Source organism: Nostoc sp. TCL26-01, assembly GCF_013393945.1.
Lineage (GTDB): Bacteria > Cyanobacteriota > Cyanobacteriia > Cyanobacteriales > Nostocaceae > Trichormus.
The window spans coordinates 5,944,281-5,969,844 of record NZ_CP040297.1 but is presented as its reverse complement, the minus strand read 5'-3'; the positions used below and the strand labels follow the sequence as shown (position 1 = coordinate 5,969,844).

18 protein-coding genes and 3 pseudogenes are annotated in these 25,564 nt (G+C 41.2%); 10 read left to right on the top strand and 11 right to left on the bottom strand.

Annotation, left to right across the window (positions count from 1 at the left end; genetic code table 11):
- Positions 1-174: 174 nt before the first annotated feature.
- The 5 genes and pseudogenes from FD725_RS25715 to FD725_RS25695 form a co-directional block, all read left to right on the top strand.
- Complete coding sequence (locus tag FD725_RS25715) at positions 175-1,746, top strand: alkaline phosphatase (protein ID WP_179050760.1); 1,572 nt, start codon at positions 175-177, stop codon at positions 1,744-1,746.
- Between the two features lie 312 nt (positions 1,747-2,058).
- Positions 2,059-2,271: pseudogene (locus tag FD725_RS25710) on the top strand (DUF2887 domain-containing protein); the annotation flags it as partial.
- A 77-nt stretch (positions 2,272-2,348) separates the two neighbouring features.
- The gene (locus tag FD725_RS25705; protein WP_179049382.1) at positions 2,349-2,558 is read left to right on the top strand and encodes a hypothetical protein; all 210 of its coding nucleotides are present in this window, start codon (positions 2,349-2,351) and stop codon (positions 2,556-2,558) included.
- A 294-nt stretch (positions 2,559-2,852) separates the two neighbouring features.
- Positions 2,853-4,487: a reverse transcriptase domain-containing protein gene (locus FD725_RS25700; protein WP_179049383.1), complete on the top strand. Its 1,635-nt coding sequence runs from the start codon at positions 2,853-2,855 to the stop codon at positions 4,485-4,487.
- A gap of 129 nt (positions 4,488-4,616) precedes the next feature.
- Positions 4,617-5,273: pseudogene (locus tag FD725_RS25695) on the top strand (DUF2887 domain-containing protein); the annotation flags it as partial.
- A 140-nt stretch (positions 5,274-5,413) separates the two neighbouring features.
- Here the strand turns inward: FD725_RS25695 and FD725_RS25690 are convergent.
- Positions 5,414-7,183, bottom strand: coding sequence for an ABC transporter ATP-binding protein (locus FD725_RS25690; RefSeq protein WP_179050758.1), 1,770 nt, complete (start codon positions 7,181-7,183; stop codon positions 5,414-5,416).
- Positions 7,184-7,428: 245 nt separating this feature from the next.
- Between FD725_RS25690 and FD725_RS25685 the strand changes: the two genes are divergently transcribed.
- Positions 7,429-8,127 (top strand): Uma2 family endonuclease, encoded by a 699-nt coding sequence (locus tag FD725_RS25685; RefSeq protein WP_179050757.1) that lies wholly within the window; start codon positions 7,429-7,431, stop codon positions 8,125-8,127.
- A 400-nt stretch (positions 8,128-8,527) separates the two neighbouring features.
- On the opposite strand, the pseudogene FD725_RS25680 reads toward FD725_RS25685, so the two are convergent.
- Positions 8,528-8,746: pseudogene (locus FD725_RS25680) on the bottom strand (DUF1636 family protein); the annotation flags it as partial.
- Positions 8,747-8,946: 200 nt separating this feature from the next.
- On the opposite strand from FD725_RS25680, the gene FD725_RS25675 reads away from it, so the two are divergent.
- Positions 8,947-10,152, top strand: a complete 1,206-nt coding sequence (locus FD725_RS25675) for an MFS transporter (protein ID WP_256871759.1) — start codon at positions 8,947-8,949, stop codon at positions 10,150-10,152.
- 150 nt (positions 10,153-10,302) lie between these two features.
- On the opposite strand, the gene FD725_RS25670 is transcribed toward FD725_RS25675, so the two are convergent.
- The 3 genes from FD725_RS25670 to FD725_RS25660 are packed head-to-tail and all read right to left on the bottom strand — an operon-like array spanning position 10,303 to position 13,201.
- On the bottom strand, positions 10,303-11,109 hold the full coding sequence (locus tag FD725_RS25670; RefSeq protein ID WP_179050756.1) for an ABC transporter ATP-binding protein: 807 nt from the start codon (positions 11,107-11,109) through the stop codon (positions 10,303-10,305).
- Positions 11,110-11,132: 23 nt separating this feature from the next.
- Positions 11,133-12,173, bottom strand: a complete 1,041-nt coding sequence (locus FD725_RS25665; protein ID WP_179050755.1) for an iron ABC transporter permease — start codon at positions 12,171-12,173, stop codon at positions 11,133-11,135.
- On the bottom strand, positions 12,170-13,201 hold the full coding sequence (locus FD725_RS25660; RefSeq protein WP_179050754.1) for an iron ABC transporter permease: 1,032 nt from the start codon (positions 13,199-13,201) through the stop codon (positions 12,170-12,172). The genes FD725_RS25665 and FD725_RS25660 overlap by 4 nt, the downstream gene beginning before the upstream one ends.
- A 728-nt stretch (positions 13,202-13,929) precedes the next feature.
- On the opposite strand from FD725_RS25660, the gene FD725_RS25655 reads away from it, so the two are divergent.
- A complete protein-coding gene (locus FD725_RS25655) occupies positions 13,930-15,735 on the top strand; it encodes a PAS domain-containing sensor histidine kinase (RefSeq protein ID WP_179051693.1) in 1,806 nt (601 codons plus the stop codon).
- Positions 15,736-15,968: 233 nt separating this feature from the next.
- Here FD725_RS25655 and FD725_RS25650 read toward each other — a convergent pair whose 3' ends face one another.
- The gene (locus FD725_RS25650) at positions 15,969-16,541 is read right to left on the bottom strand and encodes a Uma2 family endonuclease (protein ID WP_179050753.1); all 573 of its coding nucleotides are present in this window, start codon (positions 16,539-16,541) and stop codon (positions 15,969-15,971) included.
- A 218-nt stretch (positions 16,542-16,759) separates the two neighbouring features.
- On the opposite strand from FD725_RS25650, the gene psb34 reads away from it, so the two are divergent.
- Both psb34 and FD725_RS25640 read left to right on the top strand, forming a co-directional pair.
- A complete protein-coding gene (psb34, locus tag FD725_RS25645) occupies positions 16,760-16,930 on the top strand; it encodes a photosystem II assembly protein Psb34 (protein ID WP_179050752.1) in 171 nt (56 codons plus the stop codon).
- A 303-nt stretch (positions 16,931-17,233) separates the two neighbouring features.
- Positions 17,234-17,635, top strand: a complete 402-nt coding sequence (locus tag FD725_RS25640; RefSeq protein ID WP_179050751.1) for a cytidine deaminase — start codon at positions 17,234-17,236, stop codon at positions 17,633-17,635.
- A 568-nt stretch (positions 17,636-18,203) separates the two neighbouring features.
- Here the strand turns inward: FD725_RS25640 and FD725_RS25635 are convergent.
- From FD725_RS25635 to FD725_RS25615, 5 genes are all read right to left on the bottom strand, one after another.
- Positions 18,204-20,390, bottom strand: a complete 2,187-nt coding sequence (locus tag FD725_RS25635; RefSeq protein ID WP_256871757.1) for a dynamin family protein — start codon at positions 20,388-20,390, stop codon at positions 18,204-18,206.
- Positions 20,391-20,646: 256 nt separating this feature from the next.
- Positions 20,647-22,860 (bottom strand): phosphoketolase, encoded by a 2,214-nt coding sequence (locus tag FD725_RS25630; protein WP_179050749.1) that lies wholly within the window; start codon positions 22,858-22,860, stop codon positions 20,647-20,649.
- A gap of 190 nt (positions 22,861-23,050) precedes the next feature.
- A complete protein-coding gene (locus FD725_RS25625) occupies positions 23,051-23,674 on the bottom strand; it encodes a J domain-containing protein (RefSeq protein ID WP_179050748.1) in 624 nt (207 codons plus the stop codon).
- 292 nt (positions 23,675-23,966) lie between these two features.
- Positions 23,967-24,560: an ATP-dependent Clp protease proteolytic subunit gene (locus tag FD725_RS25620; protein WP_179050747.1), complete on the bottom strand. Its 594-nt coding sequence runs from the start codon at positions 24,558-24,560 to the stop codon at positions 23,967-23,969.
- Positions 24,561-24,672: 112 nt separating this feature from the next.
- Entirely contained in the window at positions 24,673-25,335 is a 663-nt protein-coding gene (locus FD725_RS25615) for an ATP-dependent Clp protease proteolytic subunit (RefSeq protein ID WP_179050746.1), read from the bottom strand.
- Positions 25,336-25,564: the final 229 nt, after the last annotated feature.

The window sequence follows — 25,564 nt, the reverse complement described above, 5'->3', positions numbered from 1 at the left end:
CATTGGTCATTGGTAAAACTCTTACCCAATACCCAATACCCAATACCCATCACTCCCTTCTTTTCTTAACATCCTCTTAATCCCGACTTGATTCTTGGTTGATAGGTTTTTTCTGCTTGGTTGGACAAGCTAGAGAAATTTGCCAACTATATTAAAATCTTGGTAGGGGTAAGTATGGAATTTATCAATAGCGATCGCTTCCTCATAACCCAGTGTAAACGACGCAATTTTTTGTTGGGTGCAGGATTCTTGACGGGATTAGCAGTAGCTAGTCAATTGCGCCCTGTGATGGCGCAAACTCGTTTTTCTGGCTATCCCTTCAGTCTGGGTGTGGCTTCTGGAGATCCCTTACCCGATAGCGTGGTTTTATGGACAAGGCTAGCACCAGATCCTTTAAATGGTGGCGGCGTTTCACCAATCAATATTCCGGTGCAGTGGCGCATTGCTAAGGATGAAAATTTAACTCAAGTGGTGCAGCAAGGAACGGTGATAGCGACACCAGAGTTAGGACATTCGGTACACGTTGATGTACGGGGGCTAGAACCTGAACGTTGGTACTGGTATCAATTTCAAGTAGGGAACGAAGTCAGCCCCATTGGTAGGACACGCACAGCCCCAGCCCTGTTTAGTTCTGTTCAGAAGTTAAATTTCGCTTTTGTCTCTTGTCAAGACTGGCAGAATGGCTACTACACAGCCTACAAACATATGGCTGATGAAGAACTCGACCTAGTTGTCCATTTAGGTGACTACATTTATGAGTATGGGCCACAATCAGGAGGGCCACGTCAGCATAATAGTCCAGAAATAGTTACCCTAGCAGACTACCGCAATCGTCACGCTTTATATAAAACAGACCAAAATTTACAAGCTGTTCATGCGGCTTTTCCCTGGATAGTTACCTGGGATGATCATGAAGTCGAGAACAACTATGCTAATTTCATTCCCGAAGATAACCAAAGTCAACAAGCATTTGTAACTCGACGAGCTAATGCTTACCAAGCATATTACGAACATATGCCTTTGCGCCTATCTTCCTTACCAAAGAAAGCTAGTATGCAGCTTTATCGGCGGTTAACATTCGGTGACTTGGCTGAGTTTAACGTCCTAGATACTCGTCAGTATCGCACAGATCAACCTTGTAATGATGGACTTAAACCTCTTTGCAATGCAGCTTTAGATTCCAAAGCCACAATGACGGGTGCGAGACAAGAGGGTTGGTTATTGAGAGGTTTAGATCAATCCAAAGCTAGATGGAATGTGATTGCTCAACAAACCATGCTAGCTCAGGTTGATTTTAATGCTGATCCAGGAGTACAGTTATTCAATGTGGATCAGTGGGATGGATATGTAGCTGCTCGTAATCGGCTATTGAACTTTTTAAATCAGCGCAAACCTTCTAACCCCATTGTGATTACTGGAGATATTCATTCTAGCTGGGTGCATGATTTAAAGAGTGACTTTAATAATCCACTGTCAGCAACCGTGGGGACTGAATTTGTCGGTACTTCCATCACATCTGACTTTCCTACTTCTTTCATCCGTCCAGTGCAAGCTGCATTGAGAGATAATCCCCATATTAAATTTTTTGATGGAGCTTTTCGGGGTTATGTTCGTTGCCAACTAACTCAGGAACGCTGGCAAAGTGATTACCGTGCAGTTTCTACCATCACGGAGGAGAACGCTTCTATTAGTACCTTAGCCTCGTTTGTGGTGGAGAACGGGCAACCAGGTGCAAAAAAGGTGTGATGTGTAAACTTTAACTCAAGAGGGAATATGGCGATCGCTTTTCCCTCCTTCATACTCTTCTATAGCGATCGCCAAAGCCCAAAATTATACCAATTCTCTAAAATTAAGCAATAGATTCAAATCCTCTAAAGTGAGAATATATGAGAATTCTTCAAAAGGTAAATTATCTGGTTGTTTTTTCAGAAGAAATATAACAAGATTTGCAGATGAATAGGGTGTGTTTAGGCATCGGTTTAGTGGTAATTAAATAACGATATTTAGGGAAAGTGTGGTTAGATATTTGATAGGGTTAGTTATTCAGTAAAATACTTCATGCGCCGTGATTCGATTTTTTATAAACTCTTTCAACAATCTCCTACTTTACTTTTTGAACTATTGACAAATCCGCCAGAAAATGCAAATGAATATAGATTTGATTCGGTAGCTGTTAAAGAACCTAAGTTTGAAATTGATGGGGTGTTTCTCCCGCCTGAAAATAAAAGTCCGGGTGTGGTGTATTTCTGTGAGGTTCAGTTCCAAAAGGAGTGCGGCTCGTTCTCAGCAGGAACCCCTAGAAACTAGGGATTTATGGCTAAGGTACATTCTGAAAAATCAAATTCAAAATGTATAACTGTTCATTTGATGTAGGTGAGCCAAGTACCCTAGAAAAGCAAGACCTACCCTTGAGGAGACAAGTGACTCCCTATCTGCCCACAGTGACCATACTCGGAATGATGGAGGCTGAAGCTGGGAACAGGGCGCAATCAGTTGTAAAACAAGCAGGTAACAACACTGGCGCTAACGGGGAGATGGCAAGGGTAAACAAGTCCTGAAAAAGTGTCTTAGGAATTAAGCTACGACCTGAACAACCAATGTAGACCACATCCTCTAGATTCTCACAGCATCATTCTTTTAATAGCTGTCATCTCCGAGAAGAGGATAGGCAAAGTGGACTGCCCAAAACCATCAAACAATCAAAAGAACGGAACGAGTAAAAACGATGTATTGGTCTGGGGAAAGGTCGAAAACCCCAGTAGGTAAGACGAGATACGGAACCCCAAAAACATCGGGTAGGACAGAACGTAACTGTTGTGAGGTATTCAGAAAACGCTTGCTTAGAGTAAAGCATGGTTAGACACGATAGAAATATCAGTGAACTATGGAAATCACTACCCTGGAAGAAATTTCGGGCGAATCTTTTCCGCTTACAAAGAAGAGTGTTTAAAGCTGTTCTAGCTGGAGACAAGCGTAAAGCAATGTCCCTACAAAAGCTAATCCTGAAATCTCGTGCGGCTAGGTTTCTGGCAATTCGTCAAGTAACACAGCTAAACGCTGGGAAAAAGACTGCGGGAATTGATGGTAAAACTGCCTTAACTTATGAGGAGAGATTTCACCTCGAACTGTCACTCAGACAGCCAAACTGGTATCACAACAAACTCAGACAGATACCAATACCCAAGAAAGACGGCTCCACCAGATACCTGAAAGTTCCAACTATTGCAGACAGGGCTTGGCAATGTCTAGCCAAATACGCATTAGAACCAGCGCACGAAGCCACCTTTCATGCCCAAAGCTACGGATTTAGAACGGGGCGCTCTGCCCATGATGCCCAAAAACAGATTTTCCAAAATCTCAGTTCCCATGCAAACGGCATCAACAAAAGAATCCTTGAGCTTGACATAGAAAAGTGCTTCGACAGAATAAATCACTCAACCATCATGGAAAACCTGACTGCCCCAAAAGGGCTAAAACTGGGGATATTCCGATGCCTAAAAGCAGGAATCAACCCGGAATTTCCAGAACAAGGTACTTGTCAAGGTGGGGTAGTGAGTCCACTGTTAGCAAATATCGCTCTGAATGGTATAGAAGATATACACAAATATCACGTCAAAAGAGGATGCAAAATTACAGCCAATACCCCCACAAAGGATATTGTCAATGCCTGTGTCCGATACGCCGATGATATGGTATTTTTCCTAAGACCTGAAGACAATGCAACTCTAATACTTGACCGCATCAGCCAATTCCTAGCAATAAGAGGGCTAAAAGTTAGCAAGAAAAAGACAAAGCTTACCGCTTCGACAGATGGTTTTGACTTTCTCGGTTGGCGATTCTACGTCCAACAAAACGGAAAATTTAAAAGTGTTCCCTCAGAGGAAAACTACAAAGCATTCCGCAACAAAGTCAAGAACATCGTCAATAGCTCGAATTATGGCGCTACTGTGAAAGCTCAAAAGCTTTCCCCAATAGTCAGAGGATGGCGAAATTACCATAAGTTCTGTAAGATGGACGGTGCTAAATGGAACCTCTATCACATACAATACAGAGCTTTTAAGGTGTTTAACCGGGAAACAAAACTTGACCACAAATCTAGTAAGAAGTTGCTAGACCAAGCGTTTCCACTGGTTCCTTACTCCGAAAACCGTCACACCAAAGTCAAAGGAAATAAATCCCCTTTTGATGGAGATTTAGTTTACTGGAGTGAACGTAACAGTAAACTATACGACGGCATTACCTCGAAACTATTAAGGAAGCACAGCCATACTTGTGGGTATTGTGGTCACAAATTGACTTCAATTGAACGAGTGCATCTACATCACTTAGACGGTAATCACGGCAACTGCAAGGTATCAAACCTCATGGTAGTACACGAAAGCTGCCACGATTACATCCACATGGGCAAAAGGGAAAGGGAGCTACGTTCTACAACGCCAATTGGTCGGGAAGTTACCGAGGAATATCTAGAAAATCATCCTTGGTAAGCCAAAGCCAAGCGTGGCAAAGACAGAAACCTTAACCTTCAAGAATATCGGAAGCTGGATGAGGCGAAAGTCTCACGTCCAGATTTAACAGAGAGGGGCGGAGCGTCATAGCTCCCCTCGACTCTACCTGAAAAGCTGTATGAGAGAGTATTTGCCGAATCATCATTATATTTCTACCGCAATAGTGACAGGTTTAGTGATTGGCAAGCAGTAATTATTTATCCGTCGCAGAGTATTGAACAAAGTAAAATTTATCCTCATCGAAATCAACTCAATGGAGACCAAGTACATCGGATATATTTGGATGAGTTGGGAGATATTCGTTCTTTGCCTTTGTGGGTGGCAGTAATGGTATTAACTACCGTCGAAGAAGAACAAGCCCCAGAGGAAGCCCGGTATTTGTTAAGTCGGACTCGTAATGAATTATCGCCACCGAGTAGTCGTGCAATAATGGAGATCATAACCACTATTATGGCGTATCGTTTTGAGCAGTTGAGTAGAGTGGAGTTAGAAGCGATGTTAGATATTACACTAAAGGAAACAAGAGTTTATCGGGAAATTAAGCAGGAAGGACGAGAAGAAGGACGAGAGCAAGGGCGGCAGGAAGAGGCTGTTAATTTTGTTACCCGACAGTTGAAGAAGCGGTTGGGAGAATTGCCCCAAGCGGTGCGTCCTGTGGTTTTGGGTTTGTCGTTGTCGATGTTGGAAGAATTGGGTGAAGCTTTGCTTGATTTTACGAGTGTTGCTGATTTACAGGCTTGGCTAGAGGCACGAATCGATAATTGATTGCACAGTTTGATAATACCAAGCGATCGCTCCAGTAGTCTGTTTCCCAGTCTATTATAGCTTTAAATAAGAACTATTCTCAATTATTGCACGAAATTTGCTATTAAAAAAGCGACTTGTCGCAGTCGCTGGTAGTAAAGCTAAATCCCAGATTGCACGCGCCACAAACTAGTATAAATACCATTAAGTGCTAGCAATTCCTCATGCGTACCCTGCTCGACAATTTGACCATACTCCATCACATATATACAATGACTGTGGCGAATTGTGGAAAGACGGTGAGCGATCGCAATAGTTGTCCGATTCACGGTAATCTTTTCTAAAGAGCGTTGAATTGCAGCTTCCGTCTCATTATCCACCGCAGATGTCGCTTCATCTAAAATCAAAATCGGCGGATTTTTCAAAACGGCTCTAGCTATGGCGATACGTTGGCGTTGTCCACCCGATAACTTTTGTCCTCTTTCCCCAACAATTGTTTCATAACCTTGGGGTAGCCGCATGATAAAATCATGTGCTTCAGCTATTTTTGCCGCATTGATGATGGCTGCATCATTAGCATCAAAAGTCCCATAGGCGATATTTTCTGCCACTGTACCATGAAATAAAAACACATCTTGACTAACTAAACCAATACTGCGACGCAAATCAGATAAATTCAACTTTTGAACGTCAATGCCATCAATAGTAATTACACCACTAGAAACATCATAGAATCGCAGTAATAATTTCACTAAAGTGCTTTTACCTGAACCTGTAGAACCAACGATCGCAATAGTTGTCCCAGCAGCAATATGTAACGATAAATTTTTAATAATGGCTGTACTATTGCGATAGGCAAAAGTCACATTTTTTAAATCAACTTCACCCCGCACCTTTTCCACCGCTAAAGACACATCTCCCGTGGTAATTTCAATGGGAGTATCTAATAAATCCATTACTCGCTTAGTAGAAGCCATCGCCCGTTGATATCGGTCAAAAGTTTCTCCTAAAAATACCAATGGCCACAATAATCTTTGCACAAGCACTAGTAAAACACTGTAATTACCTATAGATATTTTGCCTGAGTAAGCTGCCATCCCCCCTAAAAATAATAAAGCCGTAAATCCTGCTAAAACCAACATTCTGATTAAAGGAATAAACGCAGCAGAAAGTTTAATCGCTTTGGCATTACTTTTTCTATAGGCTTCACTTTCTTCTGCTAGTCTGAGATTTTCGTAATTTTCTGCCGTGAAACTTTTAATTGTGGTAATACCACTAATATTATTAGCTAAACGAGAATTGAGAAAACCTACTTTTTCTCTAACATCAGCATAACGGGGTTCCAGCCGTTTTTGATATATCAATGAACCCCACAAAATAAAAGGCATCGGTAACATAGCTGCTACAGTAATGTTGATCGGTAAAATGAAAAACGCACCACCAATTAAAATTATCAAGGAAGTTGTCACTTGGATAATTTCATTGGCTCCTCCATTCAAAAAATCTTCCAGTTGGTTGATATCATCGCTGAGAATCGACATCAAACCGCCTGTACTGCTATCTTCAAAATAAGCTGATTCTAATTGTTGTAAGTGATTGTAGGCATCTAAACGTAAATTATGTTGAATATTTTGAGCAACATTACGCCAAAGTCGATCATAAGCGTACTGAGAAAGTGATTCAAATATCCAAATAATAACGGTGACTAACGATAGTAAAGCAAATTGCCATAGTACATCTTGAATGCCTAATTTACCGATGAAGGAATTTTGTTTTTCGACTAATATATCGACAGCAACACCAACTAACCAAGGCGGTGCTAAATCTAAAATTGTATTAATTACAGAATAGGTAGAAGCATTATAGATTTGTCCACGATATTTTTCTCCATACTTAAGTAAACGTTGGAGTGGGGAGAGTTTGTTTATCATTGTTAGAGTGAGAATTGATGACTATTGTTGACTAAAATATTTAAAGCTTACTATTTTTTGGTATGTGAAATCTATCCAAAAACGGCAAATTTCTATCCTAAACAGGCAATTTATAGGTAATTGTGGCAATACATAAACTAATATGATACTTGAAAAAACATTCTAACAATAGCCAGAATAGATAGTAAAAAAACTGATAAAATCAGATTGTTCTCAAATAAAACTAAAAAATTGAGAATGCTGCCATGACGACACATCTGCCCCGTCAGCCTCACGCAAAAACTCAGGACTTGCCACCTCTGGAAAATGGCGATCGCCTAACTCGCCCGGAATTTGAACGGCGGTATGCGGCTGCACCCCACATTAAAAAAGCAGAACTGATCGAAGGAATCGTTTACGTGGCATCTCCCTTACGCTTTGTACAACACGCAGAACCCCATAGTCGTTTACACGGTTGGCTTTGGACGTATCAAATTGCCACACCAGGGCTACGTCTGGGGATTGAACCAACGATTCGCCTGGATTTGGATAACGAACCGCAACCAGACATTGTGCTGATTTTAGATGAAGCAGTAGGAGGACAAGCTAGATTAACAGACGATGGCTATTTGGAAGGAGTCCCAGAATTAGTAGTTGAAATTGCTGCCAGCAGTGCCTCAATTGATACAGGCAGCAAGAAGCAAGCTTATCGTCGGAATGGGGTCTTAGAATATATTGTCTGGCGATCGTTTGAAAATCAACTCGATTGGTTTAGCTTGGTTGAAGGAGAGTATCAAGCACTCGTCGCGGATGGGGATGGTATCATTCGCTCTGGCGTGTTTCCAGGCTTGTGGCTGGCGGTGGAGGCATTGTTAAATAATCAGATGGCACAGGTGTTAGAGGTGTTGCAGTTGGGATTAAATTCGCCTGAACATGGGGAGTTTGTTGAGCAATTGGCGAAGTAACGGGAAAGCTAACTTCATAAATCAGCTATATTTTCATCTTAGCTTTCTTCATAATCGATAACAGTAGGTGCGATCGCCCAAGGGACAACGGCAAAACCGATCGCTGACTTATTGCACTGGCTAGAAGTAAATTAAACAGTTTAGTCTGGATCGCACCTTATACCAATTCACTAAAAATCTGATACAGATCCAAACACGGAAACCCTTGTAGAACCAGGCTTTCTTAATTTTGAATTTTGTAGAACCTTTGGGGCTTTCCGCAGGGTAAGCGTTGCTTGATTTTACAAGTATGGCTGATTTAGATGCTTGGTTATCGGGGTTGGATGGTAATTCTTAAAAAGCGATCAATTGCCCTTCAGGGGAGTTACTAGGCGATCGCTGTGGTTTTGATCAGTTCTATCTATGATTTCACAGGCTGAATTTGCGCGAAAATAGCTGACTGCAACAATTTGGGTAGTTTTTTCCAAACTACATTACCTTTACGGCTTTTGATATATGATTGCATAAATTCCAGTAAGGCTCTGGGGCTTTCTTCTGGAGAAAGATTAACAAAAAGGTAGGTGGGTTTATCATCGCTTGATACAGCTACAACGCAGCCTTGAGAACACGCCCACAAACACCCCAGTAGATGAGCGCAAATATTTGCAGTTGGGGTAAAACAGCGCTTCGACAAGCTCAGTAACCAAAAGCTTGAGGGAAGAGGGTTTTAGCTTAGAATATCTTTCTTCTTAAGATAGTTGTGTTTTTCCCACTAACTAACTAACTTACTTGTATATAAAAATTTTAAAATTCCATCCAGCCATCAAAAATTAATAATTCATGATGAATAAATCTCAAGTGGCTAGCAAAAAACAAAACAAAGCTATACCAAAAAATGTCTGGGTGTTGGGGTTTGTTAGCTTGTTGACAGATATCAGTTCCAAAATTATTGATTCTCTATTACCTGTGTTTCTCGTTTCTACCTTGGGAGCCAATCTGCTGACAGTAGGCTGGATTGAAGGAATTGCAGAATCAACAGCTTCTGTTATTAAACTCTTTTCTGGTGCTTTTAGCGATTATTTAGGAAAGCGCAAAGGACTCGCTATTGCTGGGTACGGATTATCGACTTTAGTTAAACTTTTATTTGCTTTGGCTACAAGTCCAATGTGGATATTGATCGCTCGTTTTGGCGATAGGGTAGGTAAGGGAATTCGCGTAGCTCCCCGCGATGCCTTAGTCGCTGATGCTACAGATGAAGCTAATCGAGGTGCTGCTTACGGATTGCGACAATCTCTTGATACTATAGGCGCATTCATTGGACCTGTGGTTGCATTTGCATTGATGTCGGTTTGGGAGCAAAACTTTCGCTTAGTCTTTTGGAGTGCGTTAGTACCTGGTATTTTAGCTCTAGCTTTATTAGCAGGTGGGGTAAAAGAATCTAACACGAAAGTCGCACACCAGCAAAGTAATCCTTTGAATTATGATAATTTGCGTAGTCTGGGAAAAAGCTATTGGCAATTAGTCGCAGTGGCGCTGTTATTTAATTTAGGAAATTCCAGCGATGCTTTTTTATTACTTAAAGCACTGGAAATAGGAATACCTGCTTCGCTAGTACCATTAAGTCTTTTAGTCATGAATCTTACTTATTTCCTCAGTGCTTATCCTGTAGGATTATTATCCGATCGCATCGGTAGATTAGGCTTATTAGTCAGTGGATTTACTCTATATGTTTTTGTCTACATAGGTTTTGCCTTTGTTAACATTCAATGGCAACTTTGGAGCTTATTTGCACTGTACGGATTATATCAAGGGTTAAGTAAAGGGCTATTATTAGCCTTAGTCGCCGATCAAGTCCCTGCAAATTTACGTGGGACAGCTTTTGGAGTAATTAACTTAGCTATTGGTGTGGCACTTTTACCCGCAAGTATATTGGCTGGTAGTTTATGGGAATTAGTTAGCTCAAAAGCAACTTTTATCGCTGGAAGTGTTTTTGCTTTTGGGGCAATTATTTTATTACTAGCTACTACAAAAAATCCCCAAGACTAAGTGATGAAATAATAGCGATCGCCTGCAAAATATTAGGCAAGTAAAATCAATAATTACTTCCTCCTATTTCTTGATAATTTTCCTTAACTCCTGCAATACCAAGACAAATTAAACTATGATTTCCAGCGAAGTAAAACATATTTAAACTTATTAATTACGAACCATATTCACGCTACCTTTGCGTCCTATTGGTACACACATCGGCGTACCCACGACAGGATCACCAACAATACGACACTCTAAACCAAACACCTCTTGCACCATTTCTTCAGTCATGACTTGCTGCGGTTCTCCCGCCGTAAAAATTCTTCCATCTTTGACAGCAACTAGATAGTCTGAATAACGACAAGCCTGATTTAAATCATGCAGCACCATGACAATAGTTCTGCCTTGATGCTGGTTCAAATCATATAACAAATCTAAAACTTCTATTTGATGTGCCAAATCTAGAAAAGTAGTTGGCTCATCTAACAGTAAAATATCTGTATCTTGCGCTAGTGCCATGGCAATCCAAGCACGTTGTTTCTGTCCACCAGATAAGGTATCTAATGACCTATTAGCTAACTCTATTAAATCTGTAATTTCTAATGCCTGTTGGACAATTCTCTCATCTTCTTCTGACCATTGTTGCCACCAATTTTGATAAGGATAACGCCCTTGTCCAACTAAATCTCTAACTGTTAATCCTTCTGGCGCAACTGGACTTTGTGGTAATATGCCTAATTGCTGGGCTACTGCCTGAGTAGAAAGATTAAAAATAGATTGTCCATCCAGATAGACTGTACCACCGTAGGGTTTAAGAAGTCTAGCTAAACCTCGTAATAATGTTGATTTACCACAACCATTTGCACCTACTAAAGCACTAATTTGTCCAGAAGGAATTGCCAAATTTAAATCACGAATAATTGGCGCACCATCATAAGCCAGAGATAAACCTTTAGTTGATAATCCTTTCATAATTTTCCCCCAGTTTCAGTTTCCTACTTCCGCCGATTACGAATTAACAAATAGAGAAAATAAGGCGCACCGATAGCAGCCGTCACCACCCCACAAGGAATTTCGATTGGTGCAAACAAGGTTCTTCCCAGTAAGTCTGCGACTACAACCAGTATTCCTCCTAACAAAGCAGCAGTAGGAATCAATCCTTGGTGATTTGTACCTACTAACTGTCTTCCTAAATGGGGCGCAATTAATCCCACAAAACCAATCATTCCGGCTGTGGCAACTCCTGCACCTGCTAAGGCTACACCCACTAGTACTAGCAAACTGCGTTGCCATTCCACACGAGTCCCCAAACCTTTGGCAATATCATCTCCCAAATTTAAGGCATTTAAATGTCTAGCCAATATCAACGCCATAGGGACAAATATAATTAACCAAGGCAAGAAAGAAAAGACTTGTTCCCAAGTGCGTCCATAGACACTACCAGCTAACCACACCAAAGCATCACTGACACTGTAAACATCGCCAAAGGTAATTAATAGGCTGGTGCAAGCACTAGCGATCGCTGACAACCCCACACCGATTAAAATTAACAGCACAGGGGAACTACCATTGTTCCAAGCCAAGGAATAAATTAAACCAGCCATCAATAAAGCACCGACAAAAGCTGATAAAGGTAAAGTATAAATGGGTGCTGATGGTAAAAGTATAATTACCGTAACTGCTGCTAAACTTGCCCCAGAATTAATACCAATAATGCCGGGATCAGCGAGTGGGTTGCGTGTGATGCCTTGAAAGATAGTGCCAGAAATAGCCAGTGCTACTCCCACCATAAAAGCGACCAGGGTACGAGGTAGACGCAGGTTGTAAATCACAAAAGCATTATCTGGGTTGCCCGTATCAATACCCAATACAGTTTTGACGATATCTAAAGGCGAAATTGGATATTCACCCCGCCCTAAATTCGTCACCATTGCCACCAAAACTACCACTGCCAAACATAACAGCATAGATGGTACACGTCGGTCAATCCGCAAAGATATCGTCTCGGAACGGATGACAAGCCAATCCAACTTCATTTCTTCACCTTTGATTTAGCCAAGTAGACAAAAAAGGGTGCGCCAATCAACGCTGTCATTACTCCCACAGGTAATTCCTGGGGTTTGAGTAATATCCGTGCAGCTACATCCGCAACTAAGAGTAAAGTTGCTCCCAGAACTGCCGAATAAGGCAAAATCCAACGGTAATCGGCTTTGATGAAAAATTTCACCATATGGGGAACAACTAAGCCAATAAAGCCAATAGGCCCAGCTAAAGACACTGAACTTCCTGCCAGTAAAACAATACTGATAGCAGTAGTAATTTTTACCCAACTAGTCTTTTGACCTAAACCTTTCGCTACATCTTCACCCAGACTCATAGTTGTAATTTGTCTCCCCAGGGCAAAGGCTAAGACTAAGCCAATCAAGACAAAAGGCAATGCTGACAATAAGATGTTGAAATCTCTTCCAGCCAAAGAACCAGCTAACCAAAATCTAATTTCTTCCAAGGTGCTTTGACTGACAATCAGAATAGCTGTAGTTAGAGAAGAAATCAACGCCGTCAACGCTGCACCTGCTATGGTGAGATTTAATGGTGTAGCCCCTCCTCGCCCCAGAGAACCCAGGAAGTAGACTAACATCGCCGTTGCACCTGCACCCAAAAAAGCCACAATTGTCAGAACACCCAAAGGGGCGCTACCAAACACAAAAATTGTGGCAACTACAGCCAATGCAGCGCCTGACTCAATACCTAGAATTCCTGGATCTGCTAAGGGGTTCCGTGTCAAACCTTGCATCAATGCGCCGGAGACTGCCAGGGCTGATCCTACTAAAATAGCAATGAGCGATCGCGGTAATCTCACCGTCTGAATCACTAAATGTTCATAAGAACCGTTAAAGGTAATAAAGGATTCCAGAATCTTATTTATCGGTATTTCTGCTGCACCTAATGTAACACTGTAGACTAAGCAAGTTAACAGAATCAATATGCTCAGAATTAATCCCACCAATGGCGATATTCTACCTATATTCCCATCTCTCGGTGACGCTGTGGTTGCTCTTGTCATTATCTTCTAGTTAATTGAAAAATATAATCATTTAGGTAGGTCGGGTGTGTTTTCGACAACATTTGCATTTTTAACATCTAAATTGATAATTTTTATAGATTAATCGGGTATCGCGCCTAGCTATATCCTTATTTTGCAGACAGTTGTCAGCAGAAACTTTCAAGATTATACTTTATACTTATTAAGATATTTTTTCAATTTTTTGTGATGCTATTATCAAATTAACAATATACTTTCTCATCTATCAAACCGCACACCAGACCCCCAACACCTGAGATGATCCTCCAACTAAAAAAATATACAATCGCTTTGGTGAGCAGGGGAGGCAGGGGAAGTAGGAGAGGAAAAATTTCATGAGCATATTTGCTCTCACCGATTGAATATTCTGTGCGTTAAGTGTTGCTAAGTAGGTTGGCGCAATAAAACCAAGCTATGTGAAGAAATATGAACAAGGCTCAAATCCTTATTCCTATTGCCTATTGCCTATTGCCTATTGCCTATTGCCTATTGCCTATTGCCTATTGCCTATTGCCTATTGCCTATTGCCTATTGCCTATTGCCTTTTCCCAATGATAATTATTCACGCCCACTTACTTATTGCTATTGCCTAAACCTAACTTTCTTAATTACGAATTACGAATTACCAATTACGAATTACAAATTGGTATCATGACAGTCTAGAAGCAGCAAACACCTCCAATGGGATGGGTGAAGTTGGTAAGACTCTGATGGATACCTTGTGGAAAAAATTGCAGAGGTGGTGGAGAGAGACTATTTCTGCACCAACAATACATGAGATTCAAGATGTTTACAAAGCCGTCCCTCATCAACAGGATTGGCTTGTGAGTAGACATCGGTTTTTGTGGCAGAGATTGCATCTGTGGTTGTGGCTAGTTTTAGGCTGTCTATTAACCTTTACTTTCAGAGATGTTTACGATCTATTTTTTCCTCTCGAAGAGTTAGATTTATTCCCACAAGTTTGGAAAACGCAAGGACTGGCAATTAATGTAGCCATGTTGTTCAGTCTACTAGTGTGTTTTGCTTTACATAAAACAAAGTTTGGTCATCGACATCCAGGTATCCTATTTTTAGGCTCATCTTGGTCACTGAGTTTAGCATCGCAATTATTTGCCACCATTAAAGGTTTTGCCCTACCTGATACTCCCGGCTGGTCGCTATTATTCTTGAGTCAAGCTACATTCATGCCAGTACGCTGGAATCTCCATTTGGTCTGTCAAATGGGAATTTTAGCTTATTATTTTGGTGTCAACACAGTACTGGGACTAAAGACACCCATCCCAGAAAACCCAGAAATATACAATGTCACATTTATTTTATATATTTTTTGGTTTTGTGCTATCTGTGACTTTGGTGTTTATCTATACGATCGCCTACAATCCTCAGAGTTTTACGCCCACAAAGAATTAGAATCAGCTAACAATAAATTACGACTGGCAGAGGCTAAATACCGCAGTATCTTTGAAAATGCCATTGAAGGTATTTTCCAAAGTAGTCCTGATGGACGTTACATTACAGCTAATCCTGCTTTAGCGCGTATTTATGGTTACACTTATCCCGAAGAGGTGACAGCTAATTTTACTGATATCGAGCATCAATTATATGTTGACCCTAAGCGTCGCCGTGAATTTATTCGCTTAATTGAACAAGATGGGTTCGTCTCTGAATTTGAATCCCAAATTTATCGTCAAGATGGGAGTATTGTCTGGATTGTCGAAAAAGCCTACGCAGTCAGGGACGAACAAGGCAACTTACTTTACTACGAAGGTTTAATTGAAGACATCACCCAACGCAAACAAGCCCAGGAAGCATTGAGAATATTTTTCCATGCAGTGTCCCATGACTTACGCAACCCAGTTTTGGGTACTGTCATGGTGTTGAGAAATTTACTTGCTCATCAGGATGACAAATCTCTGATTCCTGTATCACGTTTAATTTTAGAACGGATGGTTCAGAGTAGCGATCGCCAACTGAATTTAATCAATTCTTTACTCGAAGCCCATATCAGTGAGGTAAAAGGTGTAGTTTTACAATGCCAAATAGTAGAATTACAGACAGTGGTACGAGCAGCGATCGCTGATTTAGAACCAATGCTGGCAGATAATCAAGCCACTCTCACCAATTTAGTGACAGCCGATTTACCTCTAGTCAATGCTGATCCTACCCAACTATGGCGAGTATTTTCTAACCTCATTGTCAATGCCATTAAGCATAATCCCCCAGGACTACACTTGACTATCAATGCCACCCATCAAGGTGACAAAATTTACTGCACTGTTTCTGATAATGGTGTAGGAATTAGCCAGCAACAAAGTGAACAACTATTTAACCTCTATTTTCGCGGTGGTAATCTTCGCAACTCTGTCGGTTTAGGTTTAGGCTTATATCTATGTAAGCATATTATCACAGCCCACGGTGGCGAAATCGGCATCGAAAGCGAATCAGAGACAGGTGCAACGTTTTGGTTGACGTTACCAATAGTCAATAGTCAATGGTCATTAGTCAATAGTCATTAGTCAATAGTCATTAGTCAATAGTCAATAGTCATTAGTCAATAGTCAATAGTCATTAGTCAATAGTCAATAGTCATTAGTCATTAGTCATTAGTCATTAGTCATTAGTTACTATTTTACTAATCCCTCACTCCCTCACTCAGCACGGGCTGCATCGCCCCGCTACCGCTCTAAGCCCAGCCATGCCCGTTTGCGTAGCGTCTCCTTGAGGAGAAGGGCTTTACAGCACTCATCACTCAGCACTCAGAAAAAAAGCATTGGATGGAACAGCTAAATTCTGGTAAAAGAGGGGATGTAATTTCATCATCACCTAATAAAGTTGCTACCAACACTAATTGGGCTTTTTCTCGTCGATAAACTTCGACTTGTTGCGTGAAACGATCAACAATCCAATACTCTCGCACACCTTGAACTGAATACAGTTTCAGTTTGGCTATTTTGTCTCGAAGTTCGTTTTGTTTACCTGGGGATAACACTTCTATCACTAACTCTGGTGCGCCAGTCAAATGTCCGGCTTCATCTTCAATTTGCACTAATCTTTCTCGACTTACCCACACCACATCCGGGATGACACTATCTGCTTCCGAAAAAAGTACCCCTGGACTCAAAATTGTTACACCTAAACCAGTTAATTCTGACCAACTATCAAGATGTCGGTAGACCTTACCACAAACTTGCTGATGACGGTAGTGAAGTGTGCGAGTCACAAAGAGTTCTCCATCGATAATTTCGTAGCGTGTCCACTCATTTTCCGGTAGAACCTCTATATCGTGGACTGTCCAGCGTACTCCCTCTATCGCTTGGTTCATGATGGTTTCAGTTGGGCTGGTTGTCTTTGCTTTGTTTGATTGTATCTAAAACCGATTCTGGAAAGCGATACCTCCGAGACACTGTCCGAAGGCTACAACTACCTTACATAAGCAAAATTTATTACTACTATCACCTCTTTTTTGTCAAGACAGGTTGACACTTTGTAACAAACTTGTTAAATTTAGTTACATAAATTAATAAATCAAGGAAAAAACATATGTACACTACCGTTAATGAAGAAGGTATTTTAAACAACTACGCTACTGAACCCCAAGTCTACTATGCTGCCTATCCTAATCAAGATGAGCAACGTAGCTACAAATACCAAGCAGCATTTGCTGCATTTATAGTCACCACTCTCTTGTTTGTAGCTTTCAGCGTTAGCTAAAATTTCCCAGCGTCGGTATCGGTACTCATTGTCATTCGTACTTCTCCTTATCACCCTAGCTGCAAAGCTGGGGTTTTTTATTATTTATGAAAAAGTAAAGGTTCAAAACCGTACTACGTCCCGCTACGCTAAAGCCCCTTGTGGGTGGCTTGTTTCCTCCTTCCCTGTTACCTGTCACCTGTCACCTGTCACCTGTCACCTGTTCCCTTTCATATGTATCATGATTAACGTGAAATGATATTAGGTTTGAGAGAAAGTTGCACCATTTACTTACGTTGTGAAATTTTGGAGTTAAGGCCATTTATGCTATCAGATGAAGAAAAAAACTTACTCTTTCAAGAAGCAGCCAAAGCATCTAAAAATTCATACTCACCATATTCAAATTATCCGGTGGGAGCATCTGTTATCACAGATAGTGGAAAAATATACTCAGCTTGTAATGTAGAGAATGCTTCCTATAGCCTGACAATTTGTGCAGAAAGAGTAGCTATTTCTAAAGCTATTGCTGATGGCGATTGTAATTTAAAAGCAATAGCTATATTCTCACCTCATGGCGATCTATCCCCTTGTGGTGCTTGTAGACAGTTCATTATTGAGTTCGGCAAAGAAATAGAAACAATTTATCAAATTAACGGCACACTAAAATCAAAAAAAATTCAAGAACTTATACCTGACTCTTTTACCACCGAAAATCTGCAATGGTAGCCTTGAATTAGCTTTAAATTAGCTTGAGAAAAGTTAATTTATTGAGGTTAGAAGTTAGGAAATAAAAATGAGATAATAGTTTTAAACGCAGAGGGGTGCGGAGGGAAGCAGTCAACAGAGGCTACCCACATTTCTCACAAGCAGTAGGGGCGAGTTAACAGATATGCTGACATTATTCACCAATATCTCTCTTAACCCGCTCATACAACCTCTGGACTAGACAGGTGTACTTCATCGGCATGAAAATCTCTATAAACCACCCGTGACAGGTTAAAAAAACGTACATTTTGTCAATCAGCTAAAATACTCAAAAAGCCATTAATGAAAATGATAATCAAATAAGTTTTTGATAGGGCTAATCTTCTTCAAAACCAAGAGTGATAAATTCGCAATTCTCTTAACCTGTCACGGATGACAAATGATCTCACTTTTCACAACAAGAATTTTACATCTTAAATTATCTGGCTGAATTAAGGTTATTTGGTGTTGGGGTACGGCACAAATATCAATTTGTTATGCTGCAAATAAACAAGCTTGCGCCTCCACCCAACCTACCTTGGATTGGTCGCTATGGTTTCCAAGTATTGAGGGACTGACGCATTAATTTTAATTCCTGTAAATATTCATTGAGTTTCTCTTTTTGCAGATTCAAGTTATCAAGAATTTTATCTACTTCTGTTTGTTTTTCCTCCCGTTCTTTTAGTAGACTGTCAAAATCATCTTGAAATTTTCTGATATAATCATTGATTTGTTGCTCTGCACGTCTAAAATCTTCTGCAATTTGTTTTTCAATGACTCTTTGTAGCAATTCTCGATTTCTCGAAACCTGTTCATCTATCTTCGAGTTAATTAACTGCGAAGTTTGCTTTAAATTGATTTCATAGAAATCTTGTCTATCTTCATATTCAACAGGAACATAATAGGACTTATGAGAACAGCAATTCGTCTCTGTTCTTAGTTCTTGTTTTGTCCTGGTAAACACTTTTTGTTGTTGTTTAATATTGGTATCAATTCCCTTAAATTCAAAATTCGGAAACTGAATAGGGTTAACATTTAATTCAACTTGCAATGCTTCACCCAAATAATCAGATAATTCATTAGATATTTGTTGGATATCACTTTGGATTTTGAAAGCCAATTTTTCACGAATATTAGAACCATCTCTAACCAATCTATCTTGAGTATCTAGCCAAAAACCCTGAATTAGAGGGCTACAAAATTCATTAATGGTTTTGTTAATATTTTGAGCATCTTTTTTATTCTTAACTTTTATCACATACGGATCAGAAATTTTTAGAGTTTCATCAGGAGAAGAATTAGAAGCATCAAAGACTTCAGGTGCAGATTTAATAATCTCTTTAATTAAAGATGCACCTCCTTTAATACCTACTCTAAATATATTTCCTAAACCTTTGCTAACTAGGTCTAGGATACCACCACCAACATCAGCTACTATATCCCCAATATTCTCCCAAATATTGTTATCTACTTTTGCTAGTGGTGATAGATTGGCTTTTACTTTTTTTGCACTAGGTAATTTGGCTGACTGAGATTCAGCTATAAGCTCGATCTGGTATTGAATTTGTGCTTTAGTACCTGAAGCGAATAAATCAATTCCTTGGCTAAAACCATTTACAAGTATTTGTTTTTGTTTATCTACAGACTTTTTTACATCTTCTACTTTGATTTTGGCATTCACAGACCGTTTTTTGTATTCTTCAATTTTTTGCTTTAAAGCTGTAATATCCATTTCCCAGCCACTAATTTTTGTGCTGAGAGTATCTTCAATTGATTTAGCGGCTTTATCTATTTTTGCTAAGGCATCACTCAAAAGATTCCATCCTGAATTTTTAGTAATAGTTTCAATTACTGTTTCTTGAATAGTAGGAATACCACTATCTATTAAAGCTTGTGGCGCAATTTTCCGAGGGGCTGGTATAATTTGATTTCCTTCTTCATCTTCAGTTGCATATCTAGCACTGAAGAATTTCTTAAAATCTTTTATTTGACTTTCTGTTGCTTTTTCTTGTTTGATTAATTTTGCTAAAAGTCCTTGTCTGGAACTGGCAGGATAAATAATGGGGTTAGGAAAACCAAAGCTAGATAATTCGCGTTCTAAATCTTTAATTACTTCTTCAATTTCTCTGTCTTTTTCAGTTTTCTGATCAATCTTGTTGAGAATAAAGTAAATCTTACCTTTGTCAGACTCTAAAATTTCCTTGCGATTCTCTACTACATCTTTAAATAATTCAGAAACAGCATTATCTTTGTAAGAAGCGTAATTTAAAACAAACAAAATTGCATTGCAGGTTCTTAAAGCTTCCAGAGCAGTTTGCTTTAGTGCTACAGTGTTAAACCGAGCAGATTCCCATTCATTTGGCCCAGGTGTGTCAACGAGAGTAAAACCCGCAAGTGAAGAAAATCCGCTAATGGCTTCAATAGGATGTTCTATTTCAAAGCGGATAGTATTATCAGTATTTCCCGTTTCTCTAATTTCACGGGTTCTAACTAAAAATTGCTGCTGAATTTCTCCTTCGTTTCCTTCAGCAATAACAAGAGGTTTTCTTTCTCCTGCTCGGTATTCTAACAGTCTGGGAACTTGATCAGCAGGAATGTGAAGTACATCTGTACGACAAATGGTACAAGCTGCTGTTTCACTAGCTAAAACATCCACACCAATAATAGAGTTGAGAAAGGTACTCTTTCCCGCTTTCATGGCTGCAATAACCGCCACCTGATATTTTTGTTGTTGCAACGCGGTTAAGGCTGTAGTGATGTCATGCTCAACACTCTGCAAACCCTTGGTATCATCACCTTCATTGAGACGATTTTGGCGAATTTCCTGAAGGTACTGTAACAACCGTGTACCTAAATTGTAAATACTGCTGTGTGCGGTTTGGAATTGTTCTGAAGACATGGTTGCTTAATCCTAATTAGTAAAAGTTGATTTACTACTTAGTTATAACCCCACCTAAGTAAAAACCTAGATGGGATAGCATATTAAATGTAATTTAATGCACTAACTCGATCGCTCGCTTAGTCAACGCCTCAGCAGTCAAACCATTAAACGCCATCAACTCGCCGGCACTGGCTGTAGTTTCCCCACGCTTCCAGGCAAAGGTGTCGCGCTTGCTGGTGCTGCGTAACATGATGGGTTCTAACATTGACGCTGCACCACCAGTTACACCAATTAAGGCATCGCCTGCGAATAATTCTGCGAATTTGGCATCATCAATAAAACCACCATCAGCTTCTGAACAGGTATCCCAGGCTACATCATGGGGACGATATAAACGACGGGGGTTGATGATAGAAACTATCTTCACACCTATGCCTTCAGTTTCTAAAAATGCGGCGGCTTCAAATACGGGAATTAATGTCATGTCGCCAATGACGGCAAAGACTACTTGTTTCCCACCAGCAATTTCATGTAGCACTACTGCACCATCTGCTAAACCTTGGCGAGTTTGGGCAAAGGTAGTGCGAATGGGTAAGGGTGATTTACTGGCGGTGATGACGATGCCTTTATTTTTAGTTGTTAATGCCCAGTCGTAACAGACTTGGGTGCTGTTAGCATCGGGGGGGAATAGGGGGAAGACATTGCCGTTTCGCATCAGGGAGGCAAAGTAAGCTTCAATTTCGGGACGTTGGTGTGTCCAGCCGTTGCGCCCTTGTTCTAATGCGCCGGCTGTGAATAAGGTGATGGTTGAGGGGGTTTGGCGGCGTAATTCTGCCATTGCTTGAATGACGGTTTGCCAGATTGGTAAGCCGTTGATGGCGAAAGATTCGTAGGAACACCAGAGAGTTCTTGCACCCATCAAGGATAAGCCAGCAGCTAAACCTGCACAAGCATCTTCACTCAAGGGTTCGTAAACTTGGCCGTTGGGTGCTTGGTTGTATAAGTCGTCGGTGGTGGGGTGGATGATTTTTAAGGCTTGGTTGATGTTACCAATACCGGATGCTTCGTTACCGTCGGCGTTGGTGACGAGGAAATTGGGATCTTTTTGTCCAACTACACCTACAAGTCGTCCCATTGCGGTGGTGGAAACTTTGGGTTCGCCACCGACGGCATATTCTTCTAAAGGTAATGTACCTAAGTCTGGTAATGGTAACTCAAATTCTGTGACGACTGTCTTGGCTGCGGGGCCGCCACCCGCGCGTTCGGCGTTGGTTCTGACGATTTGCCAAGCGGCGGGGGATAAGGCGCGGGTTTGTAAGGCAGTGATGATGTGGGGTGCGTCTAGGGTGTCTTTGGGATAAAGGTTGTGAGATTTTGCTCCTTTGGCGTGGACACCTGCGCCTTTGATTTGTTTGATAATAAAGACGGTGAGTTTACCACCAAGGGCAGAACGGGCGGCTTTATCTACCCCTGCAAGTACGGCTTTGGTAAAGGCTAGGCGTTGCTCAAAGGAGAATATGGTACTGTCAACATAATCTCCTGGTTGGTTTTGGTCGTCGAATTCCTTGGCATCGACTAACACGACTTCCGCAAAACCGTTACCTTGCCAGAAGGCTGTCATCTGTTCGTTGGTTTTCAGGGATACCATGCTGTGATGTTCTTGGCTGTATCCATTCCATACCAGCACGGGTAGGAAGTTGGTGGCGGTGGGATAAGCGGTGTGGAAGTGGGCAATGGAACTGATGATGTAGGGTTCACCTAGTCCACCGTCGCCCAGGGTGAAGGGGAATAATTTATCTTTGTGTAGGAGTGCAGCCGCCATTGCAAAGTGTTGTCCTTGTCCCAAGGGGCCGGCGGGTGCAAGAATACCGGGGATGTAACCGGAAAGGTGTCCTAAAAGTCCGTGCTTTTCGCGGAAGCGATCGCGCAATTGTTGTACTGTAAAAATGCCCATATCCTCTAAGGAGCGATCGAGGAACATGGCACTATAAAATCCGGGGGCATGGTGTCCCACTTCGGTAATGATGTTTTTATACCCCAGCATGACTAAGGCGGCATAGGCTTCGGCTTGGCTAGCAAATCCACCTGGATGTCCAGAAGCCTTACTACCAGTGATTTGTAGTGTCAGATAGCGCAGAGCATCAGCAGCTAGTAAGGTTTGATACACAGCACTAGGATCTGTAGGATCAGCGATCGCTACTTTGCCTGATTCTATTGCAGGTGTCGCACCATAAGTTTCAAAATTTGGTAGCGCCTCACCAAAATATTGGATACCTGCGGAAAAATCGGGAAGCGCTGAAGATGCCTTGGGTGTGATTGCCGTCATGCTGAATACCTGATAAGGATAAGGAGAAACTATCGATGCTCGTTGAATTTAACAGAAATTTTACATCTTTAGCGCTGTATCAGTTTACAAGTGTTTGGTAATGCTAAATATAAGTACTTCAAATAGTCTCCTCAAAAAAATTGGGAAGGCGATGTGAAATATGCAAGAATTTTTTTGTCCCTAGCTGCTCCTAAAAAATCTGCTCTAACTTCTGAAAGTCGCGCTGGACTTCCTCCCATAGGGCTTTATTGTGGGGGTCTGTTTTTAGAGCTTTTTTGAGATAGACTCTGGCTTTGAGCAGTTGATTTTCATTAATCAGCGCCCTTGCCCAAATCTGATAAGCGATCGCTTGCCATTGTCGCACTTCTGCGTCTTTGGGTAAACGTGCAGCTAAGGCTTCAGCTAAGGCGATCGCTTGGGGAAATCTTTTTTCTCGCAAAAACCGTTGCAGTTGTTCGTAAGTCTTCCACTTCAACCGTTGTTCGATTTCTGCAATGTTTGGTGGCTTTGATATTGGCGGCTTTTCCGTGGTAACTGTAGCTGTAGGTACTTTTGCTGTACCAGTGGCTTTGACATCTTCACTACCAACTGTCGGTGACTGCTGAGACTTTTTCTCTGTCACTTCTGGCGGTACTACCGTCAATAGAAATCTGTAAGCCTCAGTCAAAGCAATAAATTTATCTTGAGCTTTTTTGTCCCCAGGGTTAATATCAGGATGATATTGCTGTGCCAATCGTCGATAAGACGCTTTGATATCAGCAAACGAAGCTCCAGACCTTAAACCCAATAAACGGTAGCAATCTCCGAGATCCATCTTGATCTACTTAGTTATCGAATACTCAGCCATCAGCTACAAGCTGCCAACTGAAGGTTTTAATAATAAAGAATAATCTTATAATTTATAGTTCACTTCTGACAGTTTATTTAGGGAATGGGGGACAGGGGATAGGAGATAGGGAATAGGGAATAGGCAATAGGCAATAGGCAATAGGCAATAGTTAAAAATTACCACTCTTTTCTTTCCCCTGCCTCCCCTGCCTCCCCTGCCTCCCCTGCCTCCCTTGCCCCCTTTCCCCGTGTCCCCTTGTCCTCCCTACTCCCCAATCTTATGGACGTTCTTCAATCACACGGTCGATTAAACCGTATTCTTTAGCTTCTTGGGCGGACATGAAAAAGTCACGATCCATGTCTTTTTCAATTTTGGCTATGGGTTGATTGGTGTTGTTTGCGTAAATTTGGTTGAGTTGGTGACGAATCCGCAAGATTTCTCTAGCTTCGATTTCGATATCGGTTGCTTGTCCACGAGTTCCACCAGAAGGCTGGTGAATCATGATCCGCGAGTGGGGTAGTGCTAGGCGTTTGCCTTTAGTGCCAGCAGCTAGCAGGAAGGAACCCATCGAAGCAGCTAAACCGACACAAATTGTCACCACATCTGACTTGATGTGCTGCATAGTGTCATAAATCGCCAAGCCAGATGTCACCATGCCACCAGGAGAGTTGATATACAAATATATATCTTTACCTGGATCTTCTGAATCCAAATAGAGCATGACAGCGATGATTTGGTTAGCAATTTCGTCATCAATGTCTCTTCCCAAGAAAATAATCCGTTCTTGGTAAAGACGATTATAAATGCTAATCCAATCTGTAACTTGTCCTCCGGGCATCCGGTAAGGAACTTGAGGAACTCCTATAGGCATTTTTTTGACTCCATTAATTAATAATTAGGGGGATGGGGAGGGGGAGAGGGGGGGAAGAGTAATTATTAATCTGTTCTCCTTGTCCCCTTCCTTGTCCTCTTTCCTTGTCTTCTTAAAGAACACTCGCTGGTAGTGGCGGATTGGCAAGTTCTTCTTTTTCAAAAACTCTGTCAATCAAGCCGTAATCCTTGGCTTGGTAGGGAGTCATGTAAAAGAGACGATCCATATCTTTGGTGATTTTTTCTGGTGGCTGTCCGGTGGTGTGAGACAAAATTTCCACCATTGATGTTTTGTTTGCTAGAACTTCCTTTGCCCGAATTTGAATATCGGTTGCTTGACCTTGGGCGTAACTCTTGGGCTGGTGCAGGATGATGTTAGCGTTGGGTAAGCTAGCACGGCAACCTGGTGTACCTGCGCTGAGAAGCATGGCTGCCATACCCATTGCGGAACCAATGCAGATGGTGTGGATGGGAGGCTTGATATATTTCATGGTGTCATAGATGGCAAAGGCTTCGGTTTCAAAACCGACGGGTTCACCACTATAGCCAGAAGTGCCGGTAGAGTTAATGTAGATTTTAATTGGTTTTTCGGGGTCATCGAATTGCAAAAAGAGCAATTCCGCGATAATCAATTCTGTGACAGCAGGTACTAGTGGCATCCCCAGATAGACAATTCGCTCCTTCAACAGTAGGGATGGTAAGTCTGGCGGTGGTTTTCTGTAGAAGCCATCGCCGTAGTAAGGGGCTTGAACAGCCTTGATGGGGGAAATGTCCATAGCAACTGATCGCCTGATATTGTGCCGTTAACTGTAATACATCCTAGCGCGATGCTAGTTCTCTTCAAGTGCGGTTTTCTCGCTAATCTGGAAGGGTACTGAGCATCTGCCGATAATTGGCTCCTAAGATATTCTGAATATATTATCGGAAATGAATTAATTAATAGAAATTAATAAATTTTTCCGTAGCGCTGATGTAGCGTTTTGGAGTTATTCATGAATGTATATA

Excerpts from the sequence above, each read along its gene's own strand:
- FD725_RS25620 (WP_179050747.1), bottom strand. The coding sequence starts at position 24,560 with ATGCCTATAGGAGTTCCTCAAGTTCCTTACCGGATGCCCGGAGGACAA.
- FD725_RS25640 (WP_179050751.1), top strand. The coding sequence starts at position 17,234 with ATGCTATCAGATGAAGAAAAAAACTTACTCTTTCAAGAAGCAGCCAAA.
- FD725_RS25670 (WP_179050756.1), bottom strand. The coding sequence starts at position 11,109 with ATGAAAGGATTATCAACTAAAGGTTTATCTCTGGCTTATGATGGTGCG.
- FD725_RS25655 (WP_179051693.1), top strand. The coding sequence starts at position 13,930 with ATGGATACCTTGTGGAAAAAATTGCAGAGGTGGTGGAGAGAGACTATT.
- FD725_RS25700 (WP_179049383.1), top strand. The coding sequence starts at position 2,853 with ATGGTTAGACACGATAGAAATATCAGTGAACTATGGAAATCACTACCC.
- FD725_RS25690 (WP_179050758.1), bottom strand. The coding sequence starts at position 7,183 with ATGATAAACAAACTCTCCCCACTCCAACGTTTACTTAAGTATGGAGAA.
- FD725_RS25685 (WP_179050757.1), top strand. The coding sequence starts at position 7,429 with ATGACGACACATCTGCCCCGTCAGCCTCACGCAAAAACTCAGGACTTG.
- FD725_RS25630 (WP_179050749.1), bottom strand. The coding sequence starts at position 22,860 with ATGACGGCAATCACACCCAAGGCATCTTCAGCGCTTCCCGATTTTTCC.
- FD725_RS25715 (WP_179050760.1), top strand. The coding sequence starts at position 175 with ATGGAATTTATCAATAGCGATCGCTTCCTCATAACCCAGTGTAAACGA.
- FD725_RS25660 (WP_179050754.1), bottom strand. The coding sequence starts at position 13,201 with ATGACAAGAGCAACCACAGCGTCACCGAGAGATGGGAATATAGGTAGA.
- FD725_RS25650 (WP_179050753.1), bottom strand. The coding sequence starts at position 16,541 with ATGAACCAAGCGATAGAGGGAGTACGCTGGACAGTCCACGATATAGAG.
- FD725_RS25665 (WP_179050755.1), bottom strand. The coding sequence starts at position 12,173 with ATGAAGTTGGATTGGCTTGTCATCCGTTCCGAGACGATATCTTTGCGG.
- psb34 (WP_179050752.1), top strand. The coding sequence starts at position 16,760 with ATGTACACTACCGTTAATGAAGAAGGTATTTTAAACAACTACGCTACT.
- FD725_RS25705 (WP_179049382.1), top strand. The coding sequence starts at position 2,349 with ATGTATAACTGTTCATTTGATGTAGGTGAGCCAAGTACCCTAGAAAAG.
- FD725_RS25675 (WP_256871759.1), top strand. The coding sequence starts at position 8,947 with ATGATGAATAAATCTCAAGTGGCTAGCAAAAAACAAAACAAAGCTATA.
- FD725_RS25615 (WP_179050746.1), bottom strand. The coding sequence starts at position 25,335 with ATGGACATTTCCCCCATCAAGGCTGTTCAAGCCCCTTACTACGGCGAT.
- FD725_RS25625 (WP_179050748.1), bottom strand. The coding sequence starts at position 23,674 with ATGGATCTCGGAGATTGCTACCGTTTATTGGGTTTAAGGTCTGGAGCT.